The organism is Paenibacillus ginsengihumi DSM 21568, assembly GCF_000380965.1.
GTDB lineage: Bacteria > Bacillota > Bacilli > Paenibacillales > NBRC-103111 > Paenibacillus_G > Paenibacillus_G ginsengihumi.
The window spans coordinates 1-23,258 of record NZ_KB905583.1; the positions used below are offsets into that span (position 1 = coordinate 1).

Below are 23,258 nucleotides of genomic sequence, written 5' to 3' on the forward strand. Positions count from 1 at the left end.
ACCAGGCCCCGCACGATCAGCTTCCCGTGTTCATTCGGCTTCCAGTCCAGGCGGATCTCTTCGATGATTTTGATCGGGTAAGGTGAGACGATCCTCAGCTGCTCATATCCCGTCACCTTCGTCAGCCTCCGTTCGCATCACTGCTCATGCTGTCCCAGCCCTCCGGTATGTATGCTTCATTTTTGAGTGTTGCGTGCCGCGTCCTTCCCAGTTCCCTCATGCTGCCCGCTGTTGATAAACCGGATATTTCCCCCAACCGTACAGAACAGCAACGATTGCGTAGTCAAGGCAGATTGCCCGTCCACCTTTACCGTTGCCTTGGTTCTGGTCCAGGGCTCTCCCGTCAGCAGCAGTTGGCAAGGCTTCCCTCTTGCCCGAGTGCCATCCGGAAGTATTAAATACACCTGCTCCCCGCTCGTATTGGCCGGATGATTGCAAATTCCGAAATGCGAGATATTAACCTCCGGCTTACAATCGGTCTCGTTCATCATCGGCTGCCCATTCACAAAAGAACCATGACTCACCGGCAGATTCAATTTCCGTGGATGCGACCCGTAATTACAACAAATCTCCGCGCCGCGAACGACATATTCGCTGATGTCCGACATCCCATTCCCTCCCGTGTATCCAAATTTAATCTTGTTACGGTCCGACTTTTTCTACCGGCACCCGTTTCAACCCGACTCCCACCAAATCCCGGCGCAGCATACTTTCGGCCACATCCAGCCTGACGACAATAAGCGGCTTCTCGCTTTCTTTCACCCGAAAAATCCGCTTCCCCTTGATCTTGTCTTCCTGAAGCACGAGTTTTCGGATTACGCTGCGGTCCAGGTTAAACTCTGCCGAAGGACTTAACGCTTCCACCTCAGCAAAAAGCGGCAGGTAATACAGCTTCTGCTTCCCTAGCTCCCGGTTCATTAAAGGAATCAGCTTGAACAGGCAGTCCGGTTCATACATTTCGATGATCTGCTTCATTTTCTCCGAAACCAGATACAACTGCGTGGTGAGCACATCCAGATACTCCGCCTCGGCCGACGCTTTCACCTGAAAAACGGTCGTATCCGCCAGGTGATGAGCCTGCAGCCGGTTCACATGCCGGATATCGATATGCTGCCTCACATCCTGCAACACGGGAAACTCCGCATACCGCTCGTCCTGCTCCATCACAAAGTAATCCACTCAGAATCTCACCTCCGCTTCATCTTTTTCTTGCACACCTTCCGGTCCCCCGTACAAAATCTCGCTCTGATCCCGGTATTCTCCGGCCAAAATACAGATTTCGGGGTGTTTGCCCATCTGACGATACCCCTCGCCTTCCAGCAAAGAAGGAACCAGACTTCTCATAAATTCGATCGCCAAAAAATGATACCGAACCGCCTCAAGCTGCAAAATCCGCTCGATATCCATATCGGTCACTTTGCGGGCATATTCGCGCTTCACCGTGGGAAGTCCGGCAAAGCGCTGGAACAGTGGCGTGAAGATAAAATCCGCCTGCCAACTTCCCGCACACTCCTCAGAGTCCAGAAACCAACGCGAATCGTAAAGATCGATCCGGTATTCTGCGCGGTGTTCTCTCACGCTCGTCCGCAATAAGGACAAATAGATGTACTGAATCTCGCCTTTTCTTCCTTGAGCCTGCAGTTCCGCCGCTTTTCTGCACACCCTGTCCACCGCTCCGGTAAATGACGCTTCAATTTGCGCCTGCTTCTCCATATAAGCGTCGTTGATCGCCAACAGATCTTCCTGCCACCGCTCAAGCACATGCTTTTCCAGAAAATCGCCCAGCGCCGCATCCCGATCCATCACCGGTCTCATTCGATGTTCACCCGGCCGCCGGTCAGCGTCACCTCATCCTCGATTTTCATCGTGGCATTGGCCTGGACGATCTCGATGCCGCTTTCGCCCTGCAGCAAAATTTTGGCGCCGCCGTTGATTTCGATGTCCTCTGCCGCGTTCAGCGAAATTTTCTTGTCGCTGTTGATTTCAATCCCGCCGTCGTCCGTCAGCTTCATGAGCAGCTGGCCGCCGGCAATAATTTCGATCGCCCCCGGCTTGAAAATCACCTGCTTGCCGTATTTCGTGCTGATGCTTTTGACCGAAGGATCGCTTCGTCTCGTCGGATCCGATGAATCCTTATCGACCGAGCTTGCCGCAAATGCGTTCTTTTCCTGTTCATCCGGAAAATAAAGCCGCACCTCATCCCCAATCTCGGGCATGCAATACCAACCGCTGCCGTCCGGCGAAGAATAGACGGTCGAGTAAGGAAACCACATCGCTTCATTCACCGGCTGATCGCTGTCGATCTGAAGCTTCAGTTTGACCTTGTCCTTGGCCACATCCAAAATCTCCCCGAACAGCGATGTGCCCGCCAGCGCATAACAATACGTTGTACGGCAGCGCAGTCCGCCGCGGTCTCTCAACTCATACACATGGCACAACAGATCTTGCTGAATGCTGCTTTCCGCATGGCTGACATACATCGTCCGCCCCTGGAACGTGACCGCGCTCCCCAACTCCAGCCATTGATGGCTGCTCACGGAGTAGCTGAGGCTGTGGTGTTCCTGGAGGCCTTGGACCCCGTTTTCCAATCTGATTTGATAATCGCGGAGATCCTTATGGACCGTATAGTTGTATGCCTCCAGCTTCTTGGGCTGTCCGGATTCGGGCAGTCCGATATAAAATTTGATCCCGGAATGCGAACTTGCCGGAATCAACGGTGCATGAAAGTGGGAGGCGAGCCGCTTGATAAATGCCCAGTCTGTCTCCTTGTACTGGACAAGCAGAGTTCCAATCGCCTGCCCGTCTGTCGCCATATCCTTGAAATCCGCCTTCGGATACGCCGACATTACACGCTCGAACAGCTGTTTATAGGTCATCTGCTTATTCTGGAACGAACGGCTTTCTTTCCGGTAATCCATGTTGATCGTGGAGCTGTGCGCTTCAATCATCAGCCTGCGGACATCCCTGACCGCTTCCACCTTCATATTGGTGACCGGACCGCAGAAGATCACGATATCCTTGCCGCTCTCGCGCAGCTTCACTTCAAGGTTTTCGTTGGCCTCCAACCGTTCCACATACTTGTCCAGCATTTCTTCGGGAACAAGCCCGCTTACGGTCATCTTCGCGTGATCGTTCACTGTTCGAGTCAGCCGGAACTCGGTAATTCGTTCAAACTGATAATTCGATACCGAAAGATTTGCCGAAGAATGGATTGTTACCGTTTCGTTCATTCTTACTCACCCTCCTGACCGTTCGGATCCTGCACGACAGCTATATTTTCAATCACCTGGTATGCAATGTCTCTCCAATCCGGATAGTCCGTATAAGGGCAGCAGAAGGTTCCCATCAGAACTTCTCCCCCCATTTCCAGAAAGAACATCATGTTAAACAGCGATCCGTCCAGTACCATGCTTTTGAACTCGAAGAATCCTACCGGCTTGCCGTCCCGGGCCTGCTTGATTCCGGTTTCGTAAAACACATGAGAAGGGTTCGATTTCGCAATCATCGTTCGCATGCCGGCCGTTAATTCCTCGACCCATTCATCCTCGAGTTCATGGTCGATGCGTTTGAATGTGAAATTGATAGATCCTGCTGCATCCGAACGGATAATTTCCGGGCGTTGTTCATGGGGGTACTTGATCGCCCGGGCTTCCTTGGGCATTTCCTCAAAATCAACCGGCAGATAGACAGTCAGCTTGTTCTCATAAAAAGAATGCACTTGAAAATCATAGTACCGCTTACCAATTTTGACAGGCCCCTCGCTAATGGAGCGCGGGGTCATCGCCTGCTCCGCTTCGATGATAAACCTCGTAATTTTCTCATCCATGAATGACATCTATACTCTCTCCCTTACCGTGATTTGATGAAACCCCTAATCCACAATCACCCTCAAACTCCCGCTCGCGCCCCCTCCCATCCGGCCGCCGCCGCGAATCGTATCGAGAATCCGGGCCAGATGTTTATGGAGCTCTACATTGGTGTAGTCGCGGAAGCCGATGCCGAGGCGGCTTGTGATGTAATGCAGAATGACGTCCCGGTTGAGGACGCCTTCGTTTAAACACATCATGCCGAACATGAGGTCGTAAGGCTCCTGGCTCCCCCGGCGCAACAGTTCATCGGCAAAATAACGCAGGATGACCGGCGACAAGGTGCTTTTTCCGGGCAGCGCGTACTTGACGTGAAGCAGGTTTACGGTGTTAAACTCGGTCGCCAGGTCCCGGAAGCTCTGGTAGTCCTGGCGCAGCCTCGCGCCCTCCTTCAATTTGAAGCGACAGAGCTCCAGCTCGGCCGGCCCTGGCTCCACCAGTTCGTCCATCACGATTTCGCTCCCGTGGCTGATCCAGTCATGCTCTTGCTTCCCTTCATGGAAGCGAATCTTCACCGACTTCTCCCGGCCTGTCGTTTCGTAAGGCATAGTGACCGGCTCATGGAGCAGGTACAGTCTGCCCTGATGTTTGACGATCCCGGGGGAGATGATCAAGCGGTCGGCCGCAACTTCAATCTCCGCCCCCGTCACGATGCCATCGACATATTCCCGGAACATCACGTCCGTGAATTCACGCGGGAAATCCCGCAGATTTTCCAGCATCCGTGTCTTCAAAACCCGGCCCTTCTCAAACTTCGGTATGATATGGGTAAACAACGGCCTCCTCCTTTCCCGTTCTATGATTCGCGCGCTCTTCTGATCGCTTCATACGATTCTTGCCACATCCGCCCGATCTTGAAAATAGCCCCCAGGGCGGGCGGCCCGTTTTCATCTTCTGGTGGTGCCGTGCAAGGCGGCATGGGTGTCTATATAAGAAAAAAGCTACGGCTTACCGGCTCAACCTTTTCAATTGGGCTCTCCGCTTATCGAGCTGCTGAATGGCTGCCGCACAGCGGTCGATTCCCAGCTTTTCCGTCAATTTCTCGATCAGTTCGGCCGCGCCAAGCAATCGGCGCCATGCCGCGAGCACGCCGCGAGCATGCCCCGCACCTTCGCCCCTGCTCCCTACTTCATCCCGTCAAAATAATCGAGCTCCGACCGTTCGTTCTCGAACGGGAGCAGTTCCCTGCGTCCCACGTACAGGCGCTCGTCCTTGCGTGCGATCGGGAGCACGTGAAAGCCCCAATGGCTTTCGTCCGCGAAGACGAAAAATTTCGTCTCCCCGTTGACGATGGAGTCGGTGTCGTCCTGCCTGATGCGGCCGCCGTACTGGGCATGGATGTCCTCGAACAACACCTCCCTGTACTCCTCCGGCCGGTTATGATAGATATACCGCTGCCGCAAGGTTCCGTCGCCGCCGCGCAGAAACAGCTCCAACTGCGCTGCGCCGGACGGGCGCGAGATCATGCCCGGCGCTCCGTTGCTGCGCTCCAGCGGGCTGATCAGCTCCACTTCCCGGCCGTTGTGCGTCAACGCGCAGACGGAATACGGAATGACGGCGGCCTGCGTCGTCATGCTCGTTTCGATCTGCCCTGCCTTGCGGGCGTTCAGATATCGGATCGCTCCGCGCAGGCAGGCGAGCTTGAGCTCGGGAACCCGGCCCTCCGCCGGCTTCTGCCGGAATTCGATGCTCCGCCCCGGCACGAATTCCTTGAGCGCCTCGCGGAACACGTCGATCCGGCACGATTGCCCGGTCAGCTTGATAATCGAGTAGTTCCCGAGCACGCCTTCTCGGTAATAGTCGTCCAGGAACTTCCGCACCACATCGTAAATATCGCCCTTGATCAGCTGCGTAATCTCCTTGATGTTGAAGACGACGTCCGGAATTTCGTACTCGTCCTTCAGCTCTCCGCCGCGGGACACGGACAGGAACCAGCGCTCCATCGTCGTAATGTGCAGGAGATTGTCCTTCGGGCCGCCCAGCTCCGTATCAAACCGGTTCATCAGCACCCCGGTTTTCCGGAAAAACTGCTCCTTCATCTGCCCGGCGATCTCCCACAGGAAATAAAAATTGCCGCGTACCCGCAAATACTCATCCCGGGAGCGGTTTTCATAGAGCGCGAACGCGGTCGGGATCACCGCCTCGGCTTCCTTGTAACGCCGCTCCAGCTCCGCGTAGACCGCATCCTTGCCCTGCTCGTCCACCACCCGAAACAGCTCGTTGCCGGGAATGCCGATCAGATCGTCGATGTCGGTCCGCTTGCGTCTGCCGCCCGTGTAGTAGTCGGCAAACATGATTTTCATATACTGCATAATCCGGTATGTAATATTGTTCCCGCCAAAATAGGTATCCCCGTTTTCGTAGGCCGCTTCGATCTCGATTTTATAGGAAATCGGGCTGTCCTCGATCCGAAACCGGCAGGAGGACAAATCGGTCGTTCCGCCGCCACAGTCAATGACCAGTGCCTGATATTCTTCGCCTTCGACAAAGACGTTCCGCTCAAGCCCGTCCGCAATCGTGTTGTACAGCACCGCCATTCCTTCATCGAGGGCATCGGCCCGCTCGATCCGGTAATCCGGAAGCAGCTCCTCGAACATATCGAGGTAAGGCGCCTTCATCTTGACCGGGGTGGTAAAATGCAAGTGCTTGAATTGGCACTTGAACTGATGCTCGGCCATCGCGATTACATACTCCAGGTATGCACGCAAAATATCGCTCCGAGAAACGACGGCCGTATTCCCTTCCGCGTCCATCAATTCGACCGGCTTCCGGAAATCGTTCACCCAGCGTTTCATCCCCTGGAATATCGTCACCCGGCTGCTGTATCCGCTGCGCCGAAGATTTAACAACGCCTCGTGACCGAATTGGAACCGCACCTCCGAAGGGTCTGAGCAATCCAGGACGCTGACCGCGGTGGGGAGCGCTTCGGTCCATTCCGTTTTGCGGTAGGTGGGATCGGGGAATTTGACGAAATTAACCTCGTTCAGCCGGATATGTCCGTTCAACGTATCCAGACTGGACAGGGATTCGGCATAACCCGGGTACAGAAAAGCGCCTGCCGTCGTGTTGGAGGTGCCAAAGTCGATCGCCAGCACGGCGTCGGTCTTCTGCAGCTTACGAATCTCCAGATCGGCCAGCGGAATTTTATAATACCGGAGGTGGACCGGAGGAAGTCCCCGCTGTTCGTAATAGGTCTGGAATATATAAGCCGATTCGCGCTTGGGCAAGAACAGAAGGCTGTACTGCCGATTGCCCGTCATCTTCCATTCGCTGCTGCGGTGTGCCGCAAGATAATAGCCGCTGTCCCCTTCCTCATCCTTCCGAAGCTGCAAGATGCCGCACAGCTCCATCCGCTCGTTGACGAGGAGCACATTCGTGTCCGCAAAACCGGCGGGCGCCTCCACCTTGTAACCGTCCGAACGGTCTACCGCAAGGCCGGAATACAGGACGATGCGGGCCGGAACGCGAATGCCGCCGTCCCCCTGTAACGGGCCCTGCATATATTTGCGTACCGCCGTCTGTACCCGGTCGAACCCGCCTTCGAAAGCCGAGGTAATCAGGAGCTGCTCGTCCGCGCCCAAATACTTCAGAATGACGCGGATCGTCTCCTCGCGATCCAGCCGCGTATTCAGCCCTTCGACCAGCCGCTCCCTGTAGCAAATATTCCGCAGCTGGAAGGTCGTCATGCTTGCGAGCTCTTCCCGCGAGTAACGCACCTTCCCGCGCACACGCTCCTGACTGGAAGAATCGGTATACAGCTTAAATCCCCTCATGCGCTTTTTCCTCCGTTCAATACATCGCAATCCGGTCCAGAACCATCGTTTCATCGGCATCCAGAATGCCGACATGGTATTCCCAGTACACCTCGGTACGGTATCGGACCGGAAGGAACAGCTCCATCAGCAGCTCCAGCTTCCGGAGCCGCTGCTCATTCTTTTTTTGCCCGATATAAAACAGCATTTCATCCCGTTCTTCGCTGTTCACATAAATGGTGGACCGAGGGAAGACCTTCCCCACAGTGCTTCTGAGCAGGTGCAAGGGCTCCCCGGTTTCATACATCCGCAAAACCGCTTCCGCGATCAAATCCCGCTCTTCCCGCGAAAACAGGCCCAGCCCTTCTTTAACTCTGTCGCCGAACGAGCCGGCCTCCATATCCCGCAGAACAAACCGGATATAAAATTCCCGCCGGTTCATGCCCTGTGTCAGATCAAGCTCGGCCAGAAAATGCAGCAAAATATCGGTCAGGGTCCGCCTGAGCTCTTCATTTTCGGTCAAATTGATATCGAGCAAGCCGTCGAACAAGTCCGGAAAGCGATAATGGGGGTTCACCTCCACCTCGATACCGTGCTCCCCCGGCTTCGCATTCAGCTCAGCCAGACTGAGTTCCATGTACGGCGAATAAACTTGGGCGGGGACAAACACGATCTGTTCCTTGCCGATCCCGGCTTCCTGCGCTTTAATGAGCAAATCCCAAATGTAATTCAAGCCCATTCTCCTTCGCAGCGGTATTCCGGAAACAGCAGCTGAACCTCGGACACCAGGAAACTGACCAGATCCTCCGCCAAGTACTGCAGTTCCCGGGCCAGCTTCTGTTTACCGAACGTCAGGCGCATCCGCCATTTCCCGTTATCCACCCGCACTTCATCGCTGATGAACCGGTTCAGCTCATACGTCACCACACCCTCATCGTCCCCGGGCGGAAGGATAGCGATCTTCTCCAGCTCCAGCCAATCGGAAATGTCGTAGGAATGAATCAGCCGCGTAATCTCTCCCTTGGAACGGACGATTTGCGCCTGTCTGCGCCCGAAATTCCCGATAAAATCCGACCGCTGCCGATTGGACATCAAAGGATAGCTTTGCTTGCTCATTCCCGACTGCACCGGTTCAACCAGCTTCAGGATCTGCCAGGCATTTGAATTTTCATGCGATGACACAATCGTCAGCTCGCCCGGAGAACGTTTGATGTACCGGATGCTCGGATCGTCCGTATCCACCAGATAGCCGTGCTGCAAACCGCTCTTGTTCAGGGGCAGCACATGCTCGAAATGGATATGGTCCCCTGCCGGCATTGGAAATCCGACCGTGTTCATCTCCAGCCGTTGAATGTTCCACAGCGGAACGAGATCCGCCCGTTTATAGGCTTCGTACTCCTCCAGATGCACGGTCAGCTCCAGCACTTCCTCATCCGGACCCATGCTGCCGTCTACCCCGATCAATACGACATTGACGAATTTGTAGGCGTAGGGATGATTTACCGTTTTCCAGGGCAGTCCGTTCCGCAAAAAGATATGGTACAGCTTCTCGATTTCCTGTATATATGCCATATTGCGCTCCAGCTTCGCCCGAACCGGATACAGCCCTTTATCGGTGCGCAGCATGCCGCCGAAGGTTCTGCCGCTCAGCAGCAGCCGCCGAATGAGCGAATAGCCGCATTCCAGATACAACGGGGAAATCGTCACTTCCCCGCCTTCTCTCAATCCGGCGATGACCTCCTTCAGATCGATCCTTCTCGGCTGCGTATCCTCCGGCAGCATCGGAAACAAATAATCATGCAGCGGATCCCAGTCCTCTCTCCGGCACATGGAGACGAACAGGTCATGCTTCTCCCCATGATCCGTGACCTCATCGAACACGCGCCGTTCCAGCCGGCGGTTCATCTCCTCCTGATGCTCCACCAGGTTCAGGAATATACCGCTCATCAGATTCCGCAGCACGCTCCGCTGCTGCAAATCCTCCATTTTGGCCAGCCGATCCATGATGAACTCCTTCATGATTCGGTTCCTCCTTCCGTCGTTTCCGACTTCGGCTCCGTCTCCGCTTCCGCGCCTTTATCGTCTGCACCCTCTGCCTGCCGTCCCTCTGCGTTGCCGCCGTTCTCCTTGCCGCCCGCCTGGCTCCCGCCGCCGTTTCCGCCGGCAGTCGTTCCCGTTGCCGCTTCCGCCCGGGCTGCCTGAGCCGCCGATGCGGCTGCCGATGGCGCCGAAGCTGCCGATGCTGAAGGCGCCGCCGCTGATGGTGCTGCAGCTCCCGCATCCGGCGTCTGCGCTGCCGGAAGGATCGGGTTCAGCTTCTCGTCCGCCTTGGCGATCTTGCGTTCCATCGCCAGCACCCGCTCCAGCTTCTCGATTTCCTGATATATTTCCTGGGCCTGCGCGTATGCTTCCATCGCTCCGGCATAGTCCTCCGCTTCAAAGCTGCGGTCGCCCTTCTTCTCCAGGTTGTCCGCCCGGAGCGTCTTCGTCTCCCGGGTCAGATTGTCGATCTTCTCCTGGGCCTGCTTGATCTTCTCGTCCGCCTGCTTCATGCCGGCGTCGTAACCGGCGGCGATGGCCAAGGACTTGGCTTCGTTAAACGTCTTAAGCGCCCCGTTGTAATCCTGGGCCAGAAGCTGCTTCTCGCCTTCGGCGATCGCCTCGGCCAGCTTCGAGATCGTTCTGCTACGGTCGATTCGTTCCTTGATGTGCTCCGGCTTGAACACCTTGTAATCGTCCGCATCCTCCAGCGCCTTGTTGTAGCTCTCCACGGCCATATCATATTCGCCGTCTTTCACATACCCGTCGCCGTCGGTTACGGCCTGGGCCACGCGCTGCTTGCCCCGGATCAGCTGAAAATGCAGCTTGTCCTTCACCTTGCTTGCCGCATTTTTCGCCTCGCTGTAAGCCTTGAGCGCCTTGGCGTAATCCCCCGCCGCCGCGTATCCGTCGCCATCCTGCTCAAACTCGGTCATCTGGACAACCGCCTCCGCGATTTTGACGGCCTGCCGGTACTTCGCGTACCAGATGCCTCCTCCGGCCAGCGCCAGGGCAAGGAGCATCATCGCAATCCGCAGGATCCATTTCTTTCGGTTTTTCGGCTTTTCCGCAAAGATTTTGTTGGCATACACCGCAGCGGCCGTGTAGTTGTCTACGGAGCTCCGCTGTCTGCTGAGCACCAGCTCCTCCAGCGTATCCGTCAACGTTTCGGGGTCGCTGGAATCCGCCAGGGCATCGAGCAATTCCGGAAGCTCGACCTCCTCCCAGATGCCTGGCGTGCAAAGCAGCAGCACATCGCCGTCGGCAAGCGGCGTTTTCTTCGAAATGAACGGCTCGAACGTATCCGGTCTGCCCATATAATTCAACAGGTTTCCGCGTTCTTCATGGGTTCCTGCCCGATCTTCCGAGATTCTTCCCTGGTCCAGGAGCAGCTGGGACAAGCTCTGATCCCTGGATCGGAAATTGAGCCGGCCTCCCCGGAAATGGTAGAGCCGCGCATTCCCGCAGCTCCCCCAAATCATTCGCGTGTAATCGGTAATGACAACCAGCACGCTTGCCTTAAGCCGGACACGGCGGCTTTCGAATTTGAGCCATTCATGGGCGGTCTCCAGGTGATCCTTCAGCTTTCTGCGCGACAGGGAAGGCGACTCCATGAAGTTTTCAAGAATGACGCTGACCGCCATTTCCGCACTGCGCACTTCCTTGTCGGTATCCAGCCCGTCCGCGATGACATAGCACGCCAGATCGTCCAGCTCGACGAACGCAAAGTAGTCCCTGTTATCCAGATGTGACCCCGCCTCGGAGACAAAGGCCGTCTTGAAATCGCTGTTTTCCTTCCTCATGCGTCCCCCTTCTCCAAGATGATGATCGTCGCGTTATCCTGATGCTTGTAGCCCTTGGCGTCGACCGCAGAAATGATCTCCTCCGCCGTCTCCTGGGGCGTTAGCTTCCGGAACAGGATCTGCTCCAGCTCCACCTCGGTTAACGTGTCGTAAACCCCGTCGCTGCACAAAATGACCGTGTCCCCCGGACGAAGCTCCACCGGATCGCCAACCTCCATGCTTTTAAAGCCGCCGTATCCGAGATAATTGACCAGATGATTCCGCTGCGGATTGTTCCGCGCTTCCTCCTCCGTAATTTCTCCTGCAAGATACCTGGCCTCCAGCACGCCTTCCAGCGTATGCTTGGTGTTCACGTGCATAAGTTCCCCGTCCCGGAACAGGATGAGCATGCTGTCTCCGACCGCGCCCCAGTGCAGCAGGTCCCCGGACACAACAGCAACGACCAGTGTCGTACCGCCCGTCGCCCCGCCCAGCTGCTCCAGAATCGCCCGATTGCTCATCAATGCCGCTTTGTGAAAAAAGCCGGGAATCTCACCGGGTTCATTCACCTTCAAATATTCCTTGGAGAACATAGTAACGGCGAGCGTACTGGCCATGCGTCCGTTGGACACGCCGCTGATTCCGTCCGCAATGACAGCCATCGTACCTGTCTGCGTGGTCGAGGTGGCGAAATAATCGTCCTGTTCCTGACGTCTTCCGATTGTTTGCGCATTACCGATCCTGACCCCGCCCGCAACGGTTGGCCCGAATCTGCCCGCGTCCGCACCGGACGTGCGTTTACCGCCGCCGCTGCCGCCGTTTTCCGCCGCTAACCCGGCTTTGAGTCTGTTTCTCACGACGAGCAGCAATGCAACCATTATCCACGCAGCTGCCAGGATCCCGTAAGAATCGAAAAAAGCCTCGTTGCCCATACTCCTCATCCGTCCTAACCGTTATCCCACTCAAAATGAGTTCCGCAGAGCGGGACAAACACGAATTTGCTTTTTCCAAGCTGGATCAGATCATAGGCGTTCAATTCAACAGGCGTATAAACCGCTTCGTTGTTGTGGTAAGCAAGCCCTGAAGCATCGCCCGGCAGCAAGTAAAAATTCCGCTTCTTGGGATCATAGACAATCACCGCATGATTCCTTCTGGACACCGTATTGTCCCCGATAATCCGAATTTGCATTTCCTCCGCCCGGCCGATAAAATTTTTCTCCGCCAAAATCCGGTAATCCTGACCCATTTGAGGGCCTTCCACACAAACCAGCCAGCCGGTGACCGGCTGAATCCCCGTCGTTTCGCCCAAATAGGGCATCGTCTTCTCATCCATCTCCGCTGCAGCTGCCACTTGCCTGCGGGCGTCATTCCGCGCGGGCTGCTCCACGGTCGTATTGCAATATGGGCAAGTGCTTCCGTGTTTTCTGGTGCTGAACATGTGTCCGTTAAGGCATCTCGTCAAGCTCATGTTCTGCTCAATCCCCCGTAAAATGTATGTATACTCTTCTCGCTCTGCCGGTCACTTGACCAAAAGACGCGTATTGGCAATAAAAATCATGTCACCGGAACCGATACGCTCGGGCTCCTCCGCCGCGAGCCGTTTTGTATCGCTGCGTCCCGCTTTGCGAATGCCCGTGCCGCTCTCGGAGTCCGCGTCCTCGATGAACCAGTCGCTTCCGACCCGGTTCAACACGGCATGCTCCTGACTGACCAGCGAGGCATATTCGCAGTCGGATAAATCTATATCAACCTCGCCGCGGTGCGAATTTTTGCCGATGAGAACCGAAACTTCCCCTTTGATGAACCATTCCTTGATGCGTTCGCCATATTCATCGATCAATATCACTTTCGAGATTGCCTCCGCACCGTTTTCGGGCTCCCGCCCGGAACGGCGTCCGGTCCAGATCAGGAACGAGGCGATCACTGCCGATACCGCGACGGCGGATATTTGCAAAGTGTAATGCAAAGGGCGGAGCATGGCGTATAGCACCATTCCGGCCAATATTGCATATATCAACAGATCAATCACTGTGATCCATCCGGATCTCTCCGTTTTCACATCCGCTACCCCCGTCAAGAGTTGTATGCCAGGTTATGATGCATACCGTTATTTGCTTCGTTTTCCAAAGTAGTGATTGAAAATGTCCGTCGTATCCAGCGGATTCCGCGATTTAGCGTTGCTGCCTCCGGCTTTTCCCGCATCGCCCTTTCCTTTGGGCGGCATGCCGAAGAACTGTTCAAAATGCTCCTTCACCCGCCCCGGATCGAACGGATTCGCTTGTGCGGCAGCATTCCCGGCGGCTTGCCGGCCGTTTGCTCCCGCTTTCTCGTTCCCCGCTTGTTCCCGGGAAGCAAAGCTCTCCCGGGCCAATTTCTCGTCATAGGCGGCCCGTTTTCCTTCATCGCTCAATGTCTCGTAAGCTTCCACAACATCCTTAAATCTTGCCGCGGCCTGCGGATCTCCGCCGTTCACGTCAGGATGATATCTTTTGGCCAGTTTGCGGTAAGCCTGCCGGATTTCGGACGCTGCGGCGTCCCGGGCGACCCCGAGACATTCGTAGTAATTCGCCAAGGCTATGACCTGCTTTCGTCACTGGGTATAGTAAATCTCAAGAGGCAGAACCTCTTGAGATTTACGCGCATCGTATGAGTCCCGATTAATCTGCAGCGTATCCGCCGTTCAGTGTCGCCAGTTCGGTTTTGTCTTTCTTTTGCTTGACGTAAAGCTCGAATTGGCCTACGCCCTCGGTATCGCCAAACGTTTCTTTGTAATCGACAACAAATGCGTTAGGGAAGTAAATCTCCCGTACAACTTGATCTGCTGCAATGACTTCAAGAGTCAGTTTGCGGTAACAGTCTGCCTTCTCGGCAGGCACCAGAGACCATTGCGCCAGCTTCAGCGTGTCGTCCGCTTTGTCTCCGTCAACGGCAGTAATAACTTTACCGATGATTTTCAGCGTGGAACCAACATCCGTCGATCTTGCGTTGGAATCGTCCGGCGTATCCGTGTCGTAGATCACCTTCTGGATGTTGTCCATTCCAAGCTCGATTACTTCGGCGCCTTCAACCTTCAATCTGAATCCCATTCTAAATCCTCCTTGATAGATGAATAGATTTCAGGCAAGGACAAGCCCTGCCCGGGTATATGTAAAAGGGCGGGCCGTGGAAGGCACGCCCTCCACATAACACAACTATTCGTTTGTTTCCAGGTGGGAACCGTTAGTGTTCCCTAGACTTTAACGGGACTGGTCCCCTTGGTGATCATCACTTCGAGATTCTTCACATTGCCGTTGTAAATCAGGTCGATGTGGCAAAGGTTGTTCTTCTCGTCGATGACGTAGTTCATATCATCGCCGTCATAGATGATCGAGTTGATGAACCCGCGCTTGGCCAGCCACATGCTCTTCTGGCTTGTCGGATTGTTGCTGAAAAACTTGATAATATTTTCATGCTTGAAGTCGGCCGTCTGGAATCTCAAAATCCGCTCTATGTATGTGCTCACCAGGGTCTTGTATATGGAATCGAAACCATCCTCCGAAGCGGCCAGGCTTCTTGCTTTGTAAACCGTAATGCGGCGAATTTCCTTTCCTTGCAGCTGCGCATTCTCCGAGGAGAAAATAAAGCCGAAGTTTCTGCGGTTGATCGCATCCTTGATCGTGTTCGTAAAGCCCGTGATTTCCTTCGCCATCGTTGTGACCGCGCGCAAGCTGTTGTCCCCCGCCTCGATATCGAAGCGCACGCCCGGGAATTCCTTGCTCGTATTCTTGAAGGATTCCTTCAAGTATTCCGGACACTGATATGCGGACACCAGCCCTGCAGCGACGTAGGATGCACCGACATAAACGCCTTCGATCCACAGCTTGAGAATATCTTCCTTCTCCTTGGAAAGCTCCGCCCCGTTTTCGGTGCGAACCATCCGGCTGTCGAGGACGACTCCGGATTTCTCCTTCGGAATCACCGTGAAGTTCGGTATGCACGGAATGGCATATTCGCTGTATTCCTTGCGGATGAGCGGCGCGCATTTGTCGATATATTTCTCGATGCCCGCAGTCGCCATATTGTTGAACGTCGTCTCTTCTCCGGTTTCGAAGCTGAAGAAGATTTGGACTTTGAAATCCTTCACGACTTGAAGCAGCATAGCAAGCGATTCCATGGTATTGCCGTCCTGCTTCGCGACCTTCTCGTTGCCTTTGAAACGCTCGCGGGTTACCTTCACCTTGCCGGCGGTTTCCAGCTCCACAGAAGGCACGATGCCGAACCAGATCGTATCCGAGAAATCGTTCTTGGCATTGACCGTATTCAGGTACGTTTCAAGCCGCGGAATGTTCGAGCTCTTCACCATCATGTCCAGCTTGGCGTTGGTAATCAGCAAGGACGGCGCCATCCCCTTGTTCTTGACCGCATACTGATCAAAGTACATTTTTACGCCAAGAATTTTTTCGACCAACGGCTTGACGGTTTTGACGAAATCATCCTTTGCCGTCTTGTAAAATTCCAGGTACGTGTTGTAGTTTTGCACTTCGGTCTCATAGTTCACTTCCGTATGTACCGTCGGCAACGGGCTGAACGTCCGGACGACCAGATCCTTGACGTAACCGGAAGGCGCTTCGGTGATGGAGTTGTAGTCCTCCTCGAACACCAGCGCAAGGTCATTCGAACCGCCCTCGTCCAGCAGCACCAAATCCGTGCTTTCGCTTTTCGGAGCTTCGATGATTTTCAGTTCCCCGTTATCGCCGATGGTCAGCATCCCGATTTGTACCGCTTCCGCATCGCTATCCTCGTTGGATTTTCCTAGCAAAAGACGTGTCTTGATGTCCTCGATCGCGAGCGGAAGCATCGCCATCACGTTGTTGTAATGGGCACTGGCCTCCTCGAACATCACGTTCAGTTTGTCGCCGATGTCCAGCTTTTTCGGATCCTCGTCATCCAGCTTTTCATATTCCCCGTACAGATAGTGGATTTCTTTCCGAACCTGGCGGATATCATCCATCACCTTTTTCGGCGAAATCATGTCGAGCAGGTTCTCAAATTTGAAATCGACATTTGTCATGCCCTGGCTTCGTTTCGTGTCGATCAGCGTAAACAGCATTTTCAGAAAGTCATTGTTCTGATCGATCCGGATTTCCGAAATGGCGTCCTCGGCGATGCCTTCCGGCTTTTTCAGCGTGTAGACCACCTTCTGGTTGGCTGCGTTGAAAAATGAATACACGGTCGGGGAGAATTTCTTCAGAAATTCGTCAAAACTCCGTACCAGAAGCTGCTCGTTGATCTCTTTGATTTTGTCATCGCTCAAGCTGTCGATGCCTTTGACGTCCCCCACGATCGTAACAAGGTCCAGTTTCTCGGGATTGATTTCCTCGAACAGCATCGTTCGATTCGTTTGATTGATAATGTCCATTCGCCTTAATTTCCTCCTCCCGTTTCCTGCAACACATCCGGGCAAAATGTCGGCTTATTCAAGTTTGTGCGACCAAGGTCGCTGGTCCCTTCGCCTTAGAGCTAATCTTAAACAGAAGTCTCATAATTTGTCAATACTTAGAACATTTGATGGTTTATGAGACTAATGCCCTATTTATGGATAAAAAATAGGGGATTTCATCCAATTATAGTCCTAATTTTTGGATTAGTATACAAAATTCTCTCCAGTATCCGATATAATCTTAGATATACATAAATCGAGATCCCCCGGACACGGATCATAAATCCTAATACAAAAGGCAGGTATCAGAGAATGAAACAGCATTTACGGTTACATAAAACGACAAGAAAAAAAGTTTCTAGGACTTATTTCCTGATTTTTATTTTTGCGTTGATATTTTCCTCATTTCGACCAGCAACCGATGCTTTTAGTGCGGAAAATCAACATGAAGGGGATGCTTTCGACGCCGTCTTTGTTCTCGACACCAGCTATTCGATGAACCATGCGGACCCGGACAAAATCTCGAGCGAGCTGTTCCGCATGTTCATGGATCTAAGCGATGCCGGCCGGACGAGAATCGGTTACATCGCGTACAATCACCAGATTGTAGCCTCGCGAGAGCTCACCCCGATGTCGGTGGCGTCCAACAAAACGAAGCTGAAGCAGGAAATCGAGGCATTGCGCCGCACCGGCTATACCGATCTGGGGCTGGGGCTCAAGGCAGGCGGAAACCTGCTGAATATTGCGTCCGCCGGAGATCGGGACAACGGCAGCAAGCCGTTCATGGTTCTTCTATCCGACGGGGGGACCGACTTTGGACCGAATGCTTCCTCCGGAAGAACCGAGAAAGATTCCGCCAAGGATATCGAGGCGGCCATCAAGAAAGCCAGGCAAGACGGATATCCCATCTATACGATCGGGCTGAACCACGACGGAACGGTAAACCCCGATGAATTGGAGAGAATCGCCTCGGAGACAGGCGGAACTTCGTACATAACAAGCAGTGCCGCTGATCTTCCGGAGATCTTCAATCGCATTTTTGCCGTGGAAATGAGATCCGTGCTGATGCCGATCGCAGCGGTGACCGCAACCGGGCAGCTGCAGGAGGTGCAGGTGGACATTCCGAACTCCAGCATGAAGGAAGCCAATCTTATTCTTTTGTCGGAGCATCCGCTGAAGGAAGCCCAATTGCATTACAGCTCGGAAAACATTCGGATGTTCAAGTCCGGGACATACACCTTGATCAAAGTGAAGCAGCCTGAAAAAGGCAAAGCGCAGATCAAATTCAGGGGAACGAGCGGGGATCTGATTAAAATCAATCTGCTTGGCAGCTATGCCTTGGAGGCAGAGGCCAAAATAACCGACGACAAGCCGGTCAAGGGCAAGCCCGTGCATTTCGAAGCCTCCCTCATTACCCCGGCCGGAGAGCCGGTCACGGATTATGAGGTGTACGCTTCCATGACCGCCGAGCTGGCGATCACCAACAAGTCATCCAACGAAACGGTCAATGTGAAGATGGATTATCGGGACGGGCGGTATTACGCGGAACATATTTTCCCCGACTCTGCCGCATATGAGTGGAATATCCGGATGAACGGTCCAAGCTTTTACCGGGAAGGGGGCAAACAAGAACAATGGATCCAAAACTCGGCGCCGATCGTATCGGGCAGCCAGGATATTCATGTGGTCAAAGAGGATGGAGAGTCGTCGCTGAAGCTGGAGGAATTGTTTACCGACGAGAACGGGGACCCGTTAACGTATCAAATCAGCGAGGCGAACAGCGAGAAGGTTAAGGCCGGGCTTTCGGACGGCATACTTACGATCTCTCCGCTGAACACCGGAGAGTCCGAAATCACCGTTACCGCAACCGATCCGGAAGGAGCGGAAGCCAAGGCAGTGCTGAAGGTCAGTGTGAGTTCCAAATACACCGTTCTCATCTGGTCAGCGGCAGGCGCTCTTGCCGCCATTCTCCTCGGGGCAGGCCTGTATTTATGGCTGCGGCCGAAGCCGGCTTTCACCGGTAAACTGGAAGGCTACTTCCTCGCAACAGCCAGCGGCAGCGAAGTGCCGGTCAAATATTGGGCGCTGACCTCATTCCAAACGCGGAAAATCACGCTGCTCGATCTGTTCCGCTCTCTGGATGTCAATGAGCCGTTACCTGAAGCGGCCCAGATCGTGTTCACGCCTGCCAAGGGGGGCAAGCTGAAGGTCAAGCATATGACCCGGTGCTCACTGGTGCGTAACCGGACACCGATTCTGAAGAACAAACAAGAAATCCTCGAATATAATGACAAGCTGTACATTACATTCGAGGACGGCGTTACAGAAATTGAACTGCGTTACAAGCCGATCAAGCCGAGCACCAATATCTTCATCCGAAGCGGCGGCGCCGAAGGGCAGACCAGCTAGTCATATATTCGAGACGTATGGCGTTCTTCAGGCCTTTGAGGTTTGAAGGACGCTGTTTCTGGGCCACGGCCAGCCCCCGCCGGACCGCCCTGGCAAGGAAAGGCCATGCCGGCCCTTGCCCCGCAGACCTCATCGGCGCCAGCCGGTCATCGAATAAGCGCTGCCGCACATCCAGCGGGGCTGTGCCCGTACAGCAGTAATACAAGACAGCGGACATGCTGTAAATATCGCAGGCAGGACCCTGACGGGACTTCCCGGAATAAAGTTCGAGGGCGGAATAACCAGCCGTGGTCAGAATCGGATACTCTCCTTGCCCTCCGTAACGGACGGCAGAACCGAAATCCAGCAGTTTCGCTCGCCCCTGATCGTCAATCAAAATATTGCCTGGTTTCAGATCCCGGTGAATGATTCCTTTCCGGTGGATTTGCCCGAGCGCATTCATCAGCGGAAGCATCGTCTTGTAAAGAAAGCCGGGCTTGGCCGCTTCCGGAAGGCTGCTGATATAACGGTCCAGCGTGACCCCGGGGCAAAACTCCATAACGATATAGGCTGTCCCGTTCTGTTCGAACCGGTCCAGACATTTGACAATTCCGGGATGCTCGCACTGCTTCAAGAGCTCCCCCTCATTGATAAACGCTTCGCGCAACGCCTCATAGGCCTCAAAGGAAGTGCCCGAAAGGCGGTGCACGGTCTTTCCGTCATCCCCCCGCCGTACCAACGATTTCGGAAAAAACTCCTTGACTACACACTTCGTATTCGTGTCTAGATCCCTGGCTATATATACGACAGCCAGCTCGCTTTCTGATAACAAGCTGCGCACCTTGTATGACCGTAGAGACTCCGTTTCTTTCCCGCCCAGCCGGAAATTCCGGCGCAGTCCCTCTCCTGCCAATTGCCCTTTCACCTGTCATCCTCCATAAACCTGATCAATGTAATTTCGAATACCGAGGGTAAGTTGTTTCACAAGTATTTCCGGATTCCACATCGCAACACCGTGCATTGAAGCGTTGCCAAGCGCTACGGTTTGTGTCGATAGTGGCCAGGTCATCGTAGTCCGTGCTTCTTCCATGATTATACATTGGTTTGCACATGAAGCGATACCCCAAAAACAGTGAAAAAGAGTTGCTGGATGGGTCTGATGAAAGTGTACGGTCCCTAGTTTTTGGAAATCATATAGAGCTAAAAGAGATATTAAGTGAAGCGCTTCAAAATTTTGGAGATTTTAAACGAGAGCTAATATTAATCCTATAAAATCGGCTCAAAACCAAAATCAGTGCTTTGTTTTCAAAACAAACCAGCTATTCGCTCAGTTCAGCTTTCGTTAGAGCGCAAAAACCCTCTAAGTCCTTAAAAATCAAGGACTTAGAGGGTTTTAGTATGCTATTCCCACTCGATCGTTGCCGGCGGCTTCGAGGTGATATCGTAGACGACGCGGTTGACGTTGTCCACCTCGTTGACGATGCGCACCGAGATCCGCTCCAATACATCCCACGGAATGCGTGCCCAGTCGGCAGTCATTCCGTCGATCGAGGTTACTGCGCGAATGCCGACCGTGTAGGAGTATGTGCGCGCGTCGCCCATAACGCCGACGCTCTTCATGTTCGGCAGCGCCGTGAAATACTGCCAAATTTCCCGATCCAGGCCGGCTTTGGCGATTTCGTCGCGAAGGATCGCGTCCGATTCGCGGACGATATGCAGCTTCTCCTCGGTCACCTCGCCCAGCACGCGAATGGCAAGGCCCGGGCCGGGGAACGGCTGACGCCAGACGATTTCGGCTGGCAGGCCGCACTCTTCGCCGACCTTGCGCACCTCGTCCTTGAACAGCGCCTTAAGCGGCTCGACCAGTTCGAACTTCATGTCCTCCGGCAGACCGCCGACGTTATGGTGCGACTTGATCGTCTGCGCCGTCGCCGTACCGCTCTCGACGATATCGGTATAGAGCGTGCCTTGCGCCAGGAAGGCAAAGTCATCGAATTTCGCGGACTCTTCCTCAAATACGCGAATAAACTCGTTGCCGATGATTTTCCGCTTCTGTTCGGGATCGTCCACGCCTTTCAGCTTGCCGAGGAACCGTTCCCGCGCGTCGATCTTGACGACCTTCATCTCGAACTTGCCGGCGAACGTCTCCATGACGCTCTCGGCTTCCCCTTTGCGCAGCAGCCCGTGGTCGATGAACATGCACGTCAGCTGGTCGCCGATCGCTTTGTGGATCAGCACTGCGACGACAGAGGAATCGACGCCGCCGCTGAGCGCGCACAGCACCTTCTTGTCTCCGACCTGCTCGCGAATCTCGCGCACGGTATCCTCAATGAACGTCTCCATGCTCCAGGAGCCTTCGCAGCCGCAAATGCGGTACAGGAAGTTTTTGATCATTTCGTTACCGTATACGGAGTGACGCACTTCCGGATGGAACTGGACGGCGAACATTCGTTTGTCCGGATGACTCATGGCCGCGATCGGCGCATGCTCGGTTCCGGCATCGATGACAAACCCGGCCGGCGGCTCCACGACGAGATCGCTGTGGCTCATCCATACCGTCTGGCGCTTCTCCAGTCCGTGCACCAGGCTGCAACTGTCGGCAAAGTCGACCTCCGCCTTGCCGTATTCCCGCTTCTCCGCACGCTGCACCTTGCCGTTCAGCTGATGAGCCATCATCTGCATACCGTAGCAAATGCCGAGAATCGGCACGCCAAGATCGTACACGCCCGGATCGACAAGCGGCGATTCTTCGCCGTACACGCTGGCCGGACCGCCTGAGAAAACGATGCCTTTCGGCTGCAGCGCCTTGATCTTCTCCACCGGGGTATTGTACGGAAGCAGCTCGCTGTACACGCCCAGGTCGCGAATCCGACGGGCGATCAGCTGGTTGTACTGTCCGCCGAAGTCCAACACAACAATTATTTCGTTCGGCTTGTCCATAATTCGAAGGTTTCCTCCTGCCCTAGTCTCGATCTAAATCAATAGACACTATTATAAGCCTCCGACACCCAAACAGCAATCCCCGCCGGCATCAAGTTAAAATGTTACTGCAAATCACGCTTTTGCTTGATGAAGCTCCAGCCGGTTTTATCTTCTGCGCGGCGACTCCCCGGCTGAGCATGAGCTCCGCTTATTCGGCCATCATGCCGGCAAGCACATCGGCAACGAGCGGCAGCGCTGTATACCCGTCGCTTTCCAAAAAGTGGCCGCCATGCTCCACCTCATAGAAATCGGCATGAAGCCGCTCCGCCAGTTCCTTGCTGTAGGCATGCGGGACGATCGAATCGTCTTTGGCGGCGATGACCGCCCGCCGCTTGACGGAGCGAATCAGCCGCTCATCATCAAGCGCCTGCTGCGTGAATTCGTCCAACATCGGCAGCTCGGGCAACGGCTTGGCAAACCCGGATACCAAGACGATCCCGCCGATAGGCTTGGCCGGATTTTGCTTTTGCAAATACCGCAGCGTTGTAATGCAGCCCAAGCTATGCGCCACAAAATAAGTATGGCTATCGATATCTCGAACGGCAGCCTCCACCTGAGTAATCCACGCATCCAGCTTCGGCTCTTGCGGCGTCGGCATTGCCAATATTTCCACGTCCGCCCCAGCTTCCGTAAGCCGCTCGCGCAGCCAGGGAAACCAGTGACTGCCCGGCGATGCGCGGTAGCCGTGAATGATATAGACTTTTTGCTGGTCCGGTGTACTAGACATATTGTTTCCCCTCCAATGCGAATTTACTTCCATGTCTTCCATATCCTTGGCCTCCATATAAATCATCGGCGTTATGCTTCATAGGCTCTTTGCCTTGAACGGTAGGGCCTTCTTCTGTATTTTATTGTTTTTTTTGAAAAAGATGAAACAATCAGCATGATTAGCCCAGGCGCGAGAGTAAACCACAAAGCGGGTTGAAGCAGTAAATACCTAAAGGATACGCTAAACCGAGGTCTGGAGCACAATCTCATCTCTAACGCTCGTGACAAACGCTATTTTGCTGAATCGTACCGTTTTTAAAAT

The 23,258-nt window shown here is 54.3% G+C and carries 20 protein-coding genes; 1 reads left to right on the forward strand and 19 read right to left on the reverse strand.

What is annotated here, in order from left to right:
* Positions 1-176: 176 nt before the first annotated feature.
* The 16 genes from F591_RS0116975 to F591_RS0117055 all read right to left on the reverse strand — a co-directional run bounded on the left by F591_RS0116975 (position 177) and on the right by F591_RS0117055 (position 16,837).
* Complete coding sequence (locus F591_RS0116975; protein WP_019535821.1) at positions 177-608, reverse strand: DUF4280 domain-containing protein; 432 nt, start codon at positions 606-608, stop codon at positions 177-179.
* A gap of 34 nt (positions 609-642) precedes the next feature.
* Complete coding sequence (locus F591_RS0116980; RefSeq protein ID WP_019535822.1) at positions 643-1,179, reverse strand: imm11 family protein; 537 nt, start codon at positions 1,177-1,179, stop codon at positions 643-645.
* Complete coding sequence (locus F591_RS0116985; protein ID WP_051109212.1) at positions 1,180-1,815, reverse strand: hypothetical protein; 636 nt, start codon at positions 1,813-1,815, stop codon at positions 1,180-1,182. It lies immediately after the preceding gene.
* Positions 1,812-3,230: a contractile injection system protein, VgrG/Pvc8 family gene (locus F591_RS0116990; RefSeq protein WP_019535824.1), complete on the reverse strand. Its 1,419-nt coding sequence runs from the start codon at positions 3,228-3,230 to the stop codon at positions 1,812-1,814. The genes F591_RS0116985 and F591_RS0116990 overlap by 4 nt, the downstream gene beginning before the upstream one ends.
* Positions 3,231-3,232: 2 nt before the next feature.
* Positions 3,233-3,835 carry a hypothetical protein gene (locus tag F591_RS0116995; RefSeq protein WP_019535825.1) on the reverse strand — a complete coding sequence of 201 codons (603 nt, stop codon included), beginning with the start codon at positions 3,833-3,835 and terminating at the stop codon, positions 3,233-3,235.
* Positions 3,836-3,871: 36 nt separating this feature from the next.
* Positions 3,872-4,642, reverse strand: coding sequence for a hypothetical protein (locus F591_RS0117000; protein WP_019535826.1), 771 nt, complete (start codon positions 4,640-4,642; stop codon positions 3,872-3,874).
* 348 nt (positions 4,643-4,990) lie between these two features.
* Positions 4,991-7,639, reverse strand: coding sequence for an acetate and sugar kinases/Hsc70/actin family protein (locus F591_RS0117010; protein ID WP_019535828.1), 2,649 nt, complete (start codon positions 7,637-7,639; stop codon positions 4,991-4,993).
* A 16-nt stretch (positions 7,640-7,655) separates the two neighbouring features.
* Positions 7,656-8,357: a hypothetical protein gene (locus F591_RS0117015; RefSeq protein WP_019535829.1), complete on the reverse strand. Its 702-nt coding sequence runs from the start codon at positions 8,355-8,357 to the stop codon at positions 7,656-7,658.
* A complete protein-coding gene (locus F591_RS0117020; protein ID WP_019535830.1) occupies positions 8,348-9,637 on the reverse strand; it encodes a hypothetical protein in 1,290 nt (429 codons plus the stop codon). Before F591_RS0117020 ends, F591_RS0117015 begins: the two co-directional genes overlap by 10 nt.
* A complete protein-coding gene (locus F591_RS0117025) occupies positions 9,634-11,460 on the reverse strand; it encodes a hypothetical protein (protein ID WP_019535831.1) in 1,827 nt (608 codons plus the stop codon). The genes F591_RS0117020 and F591_RS0117025 overlap by 4 nt, the downstream gene beginning before the upstream one ends.
* Positions 11,457-12,317, reverse strand: coding sequence for a PP2C family protein-serine/threonine phosphatase (locus F591_RS0117030; protein ID WP_245581063.1), 861 nt, complete (start codon positions 12,315-12,317; stop codon positions 11,457-11,459). Before F591_RS0117030 ends, F591_RS0117025 begins: the two co-directional genes overlap by 4 nt.
* A gap of 68 nt (positions 12,318-12,385) precedes the next feature.
* Positions 12,386-12,907 (reverse strand): FHA domain-containing protein, encoded by a 522-nt coding sequence (locus F591_RS0117035; protein ID WP_026326683.1) that lies wholly within the window; start codon positions 12,905-12,907, stop codon positions 12,386-12,388.
* Positions 12,908-12,958: 51 nt separating this feature from the next.
* Positions 12,959-13,498 (reverse strand): FHA domain-containing protein, encoded by a 540-nt coding sequence (locus F591_RS0117040; RefSeq protein WP_019535834.1) that lies wholly within the window; start codon positions 13,496-13,498, stop codon positions 12,959-12,961.
* 48 nt (positions 13,499-13,546) lie between these two features.
* Entirely contained in the window at positions 13,547-14,011 is a 465-nt protein-coding gene (locus F591_RS0117045) for a J domain-containing protein (protein WP_019535835.1), read from the reverse strand.
* Between the two features lie 85 nt (positions 14,012-14,096).
* On the reverse strand, positions 14,097-14,525 hold the full coding sequence (locus F591_RS0117050) for a hypothetical protein (protein ID WP_019535836.1): 429 nt from the start codon (positions 14,523-14,525) through the stop codon (positions 14,097-14,099).
* 143 nt (positions 14,526-14,668) lie between these two features.
* Positions 14,669-16,837, reverse strand: coding sequence for a hypothetical protein (locus tag F591_RS0117055; RefSeq protein ID WP_019535837.1), 2,169 nt, complete (start codon positions 16,835-16,837; stop codon positions 14,669-14,671).
* 333 nt (positions 16,838-17,170) lie between these two features.
* On the opposite strand from F591_RS0117055, the gene F591_RS0117060 reads away from it, so the two are divergent.
* Complete coding sequence (locus F591_RS0117060; RefSeq protein ID WP_019535838.1) at positions 17,171-19,267, forward strand: VWA domain-containing protein; 2,097 nt, start codon at positions 17,171-17,173, stop codon at positions 19,265-19,267.
* Here the strand turns inward: F591_RS0117060 and F591_RS0117065 are convergent.
* The 3 genes from F591_RS0117065 to F591_RS0117075 form a co-directional block, all read right to left on the reverse strand.
* Entirely contained in the window at positions 19,230-20,171 is a 942-nt protein-coding gene (locus tag F591_RS0117065) for a serine/threonine protein kinase (RefSeq protein WP_019535839.1), read from the reverse strand. The two genes, F591_RS0117060 and F591_RS0117065, sit on opposite strands and share 38 nt — an antisense overlap.
* A gap of 476 nt (positions 20,172-20,647) precedes the next feature.
* Entirely contained in the window at positions 20,648-22,186 is a 1,539-nt protein-coding gene (guaA, locus tag F591_RS0117070) for a glutamine-hydrolyzing GMP synthase (protein WP_019535840.1), read from the reverse strand.
* 190 nt (positions 22,187-22,376) lie between these two features.
* Entirely contained in the window at positions 22,377-22,955 is a 579-nt protein-coding gene (locus F591_RS0117075) for an RBBP9/YdeN family alpha/beta hydrolase (RefSeq protein ID WP_026326684.1), read from the reverse strand.
* Between the last annotated feature and the right edge of the window lie 303 nt (positions 22,956-23,258).

Coding starts and splice junctions, on each gene's coding strand:
- F591_RS0116975 (WP_019535821.1), bottom strand. CDS start 608: ATGTCGGACATCAGCGAATATGTCGTTCGCGGCGCGGAGATTTGTTGT.
- F591_RS0116985 (WP_051109212.1), bottom strand. CDS start 1,815: ATGAGACCGGTGATGGATCGGGATGCGGCGCTGGGCGATTTTCTGGAA.
- F591_RS0116990 (WP_019535824.1), bottom strand. CDS start 3,230: ATGAACGAAACGGTAACAATCCATTCTTCGGCAAATCTTTCGGTATCG.
- F591_RS0116995 (WP_019535825.1), bottom strand. CDS start 3,835: ATGTCATTCATGGATGAGAAAATTACGAGGTTTATCATCGAAGCGGAG.
- F591_RS0117010 (WP_019535828.1), bottom strand. CDS start 7,639: ATGAGGGGATTTAAGCTGTATACCGATTCTTCCAGTCAGGAGCGTGTG.
- F591_RS0117015 (WP_019535829.1), bottom strand. CDS start 8,357: ATGGGCTTGAATTACATTTGGGATTTGCTCATTAAAGCGCAGGAAGCC.
- F591_RS0117020 (WP_019535830.1), bottom strand. CDS start 9,637: ATGAAGGAGTTCATCATGGATCGGCTGGCCAAAATGGAGGATTTGCAG.
- F591_RS0117025 (WP_019535831.1), bottom strand. CDS start 11,460: ATGAGGAAGGAAAACAGCGATTTCAAGACGGCCTTTGTCTCCGAGGCG.
- F591_RS0117030 (WP_245581063.1), bottom strand. CDS start 12,317: ATGGTTGCATTGCTGCTCGTCGTGAGAAACAGACTCAAAGCCGGGTTA.
- F591_RS0117035 (WP_026326683.1), bottom strand. CDS start 12,907: ATGAGCTTGACGAGATGCCTTAACGGACACATGTTCAGCACCAGAAAA.
- F591_RS0117050 (WP_019535836.1), bottom strand. CDS start 14,525: ATGGGATTCAGATTGAAGGTTGAAGGCGCCGAAGTAATCGAGCTTGGA.
- F591_RS0117055 (WP_019535837.1), bottom strand. CDS start 16,837: ATGGACATTATCAATCAAACGAATCGAACGATGCTGTTCGAGGAAATC.
- F591_RS0117060 (WP_019535838.1), top strand. CDS start 17,171: ATGAAACAGCATTTACGGTTACATAAAACGACAAGAAAAAAAGTTTCT.
- guaA (WP_019535840.1), bottom strand. CDS start 22,186: ATGGACAAGCCGAACGAAATAATTGTTGTGTTGGACTTCGGCGGACAG.
- F591_RS0117075 (WP_026326684.1), bottom strand. CDS start 22,955: ATGTCTAGTACACCGGACCAGCAAAAAGTCTATATCATTCACGGCTAC.